Genomic DNA, 2,492 nt, shown 5'->3' on the forward strand with positions numbered 1-2,492 from the left:
GGGGTGGGTCATGGCGTCGAGGAGGATCTCGCGTTGCAGGGGTGTGGTCGGTGGGGGCCTTTCCGGTTCCGCGGTGGCACATCCGGGATGGGTGGCGCAGCCGGCGTGGGTGGCGCATGCGGGGTGGTGGGCGCATGCGGGGTGGGTGGCGCGTCCGTGGTGGCGGGCGCATTCGGGGTGCCGGGTGCAGGGGGTGCCGGCCGGTTCCCGGGCGGGGCGGTGGTCCGCGCCCGCCGCCGCGGCCCCGGTCAGCAGGTCCGACAGCCGGCCCGCGGGGAACGGCGGCGGGGGCAGGGTGAGGGTGTGGTGGTGGTCGGTGTGCCGGTGGAGCGTCGGGGTGCACGGTGGCAGCGACGCGAGGGCGGCGGTGAGCGCGGCAGGGGTGAGGCTGCCGTGGAGGTCGAGGGAGGTGGGAGGGCCGGGTGTGAGCACCACGGTCATGGCCACGGTGCGGGCCATCGGCTTCCCTCCTCTTCCCTTTCGGTTTCGGACGCATGAGGGACTCGTGGGGGACACGGCCGGACATGGTCTGTTGTCGAGGATTCTTGCGCCCGGTCCTCGGCCCGTCCTTGAGCGCGCATCGAGTCCGGATCCCTCAGCGGATCCGGAAGTTGGCCATCATTCCCATCGCCGAGTGGTCCAGCAGGTGGCAGTGGTAGACGTAGGTGCCCCTGTACGTGTCGAAGGTGGCGTGGAGTTTGACGGTCTCGCCGGGGAAGAGGCGGACGGTGTCCTTGAGGCCGGCCTCGGCCGGAGCGACCGGGGCGCCGTTTCGTTCCAGGAGCCGGAACTGGACCAGGTGCATGTGGAAGTTGTGCGGGACGAGCTTGTTGGCGTTGGTGACGGTCCAGATCTCCGAGGTGCCGTGCGTGATGGTCTGGTCGATGCGGTGGTGGTCCCAGGTCTGGCCGTCCATGAAGGCCCGCGGTTCCTGGCGGCCGTCCTCGTCCATGCTGAGGACGACGGTGCGCGAGACGGTGGCGGGCGCCAGGGCCGGCAGGGTGCGCAGCACGTTCGGGACGCGGCTGGGGTCGGGGGCGGTGCGCACGACGTCGAAGCGCAGGACCTTGCCGACCTGGTCGGGGGTGCCGGGGCCGAGGGTGTTCTCCAGGACGATCCTGGTGCCCACGGGGTAGCGGGAGAAGTCGATGACCACGTCGGCGCGTTCCGCCGGGGACAGTGCGACGGTGTCGGTGGTGAAGGGCCGCTCCAGCAGTCCGCCGTCCGAGCCGATCTGGATCATCTGGCCGCCGTCGGAAAGGCGCAGCTGGAAGAAGCGCATGTTGGAGGAGTTCAGCAGCCGGAAGCGGTACTTGCGGGCGGCGACCTCGAAGTAGGGGGTGGGGCGGCCGTTGGCGAGGATGGTGGTGCGGCCGAAGACGTCGTCCATGACGTAGACGAGCTGTCCGGCCTCGTCGAAGCGGGCGTCGCGCAGGGCGATGGGGACCTCGTACTGGCCGGCGGGCAGCGGCAGGGAGCGTTCGGTCTCGTCGGAGAGCAGGTAGGTCGCGGACAGGCCGCGGAAGACGTGCTCGGATTCCATGTGGTGGGCGTGGTCGTGGAACCAGAGGCCGGCGCCCGGCTGCTGGTTGGGGTAGGTGTAGGTGCGTGAGGTGCCCGGGGCGAAGGTGTCCATGGGGCCGCCGTCGTTCTCCGGGGAGACGCTGCCGCCGTGGAGGTGGACCGCGACGGGCATGGTGAGGGTGTTGCGGTGGCGGATGACGACTTTGCGTCCGGTGCGGGCCCGCAGGACGGGTCCGGGGAAGTGTCCGTCGTAGGTGAGGACCTTGGTGCGCACCCCGGGGATGATCTCCCGTGCGGCTTCCTTGATGGTGACGGCGTAGGTGTCCTGGCCGCCGGGCCCCGATATCGGTGCCAGGACCGGCAGGGTCGGCATCCGCACGGTGAACGGCGGTGGGACGGTGACCGGGCCCGCGGCGGTGGTGGCCCGGGCGGATCCGGAGCCGAGCAGGGGCGTCAGCCCGCCGGCGGTGAGCAGGCCGGCGCCGGTCGCGGCGACGGCTCCGCCGAGCAGGCTGCGTCTGGTGACCATGGGATGTCCTCCTGGAAAGGGGTGGGTGCGCGGGCCGTCCGCGAGAGGGGGCGTGCGCGCTGCCGGGGCCGGCGCAGGGTGGTGCCGCGCAGGTGGCGCGCCGCGAGTGCACCAGATGCGGCTTGCGCACCGCTCGAGCCCGGATGGTGTGCGGGGGTTCGGCGTTGCGCGGGCCTTGCGGGGGCTGGGCAAGGCTCCTCGTGCGTACGTATGACCGCGTACGCGCGACTGTGCCGCCGATCGGGGCGGCCGCTGGGGGGAGGCACCCGTGGACCTGAGGGACCTGCACGACTTACGCGACTGGCTGCCGCGCGCGCTGGGCGTGGCGGAGCGGTGGGGCGGCCAGTTCGGCCCGTACGAGGGCCATGACGCGCACCGGGTGCCACCCGAGGCGTTCGGGGAGGCGTTCGAGCGGCTGGCCAAGCGGATGGACCACAAC

At 72.1% G+C, this 2,492-nt stretch carries 2 protein-coding genes; both read right to left on the minus strand.

The window, feature by feature from the left end; translation table 11 throughout:
* Nucleotides 1-459: hypothetical protein (locus ACFWVD_RS28255; protein WP_379247901.1), on the minus strand; the 459-nt coding region annotated here is incomplete at its 3' end.
* A gap of 136 nt (nt 460-595) precedes the next feature.
* Nucleotides 596-2,053: a multicopper oxidase family protein gene (locus tag ACFWVD_RS28260; protein ID WP_053169686.1), complete on the minus strand. Its 1,458-nt coding sequence runs from the start codon at nt 2,051-2,053 to the stop codon at nt 596-598.
* Nucleotides 2,054-2,492 lie beyond the last annotated feature (439 nt).

The sequence above is a fragment of the Nocardia sp. NPDC058666 genome, from assembly GCF_042714895.1.
In the GTDB taxonomy this organism is placed as follows: domain Bacteria; phylum Actinomycetota; class Actinomycetes; order Mycobacteriales; family Mycobacteriaceae; genus Nocardia.

What these genes read in the sequence shown, in the direction of transcription:
- ACFWVD_RS28260 (WP_053169686.1), bottom strand. Translation starts at nt 2,053, where the DNA reads ATGGTCACCAGACGCAGCCTGCTCGGCGGAGCCGTCGCCGCGACCGGC.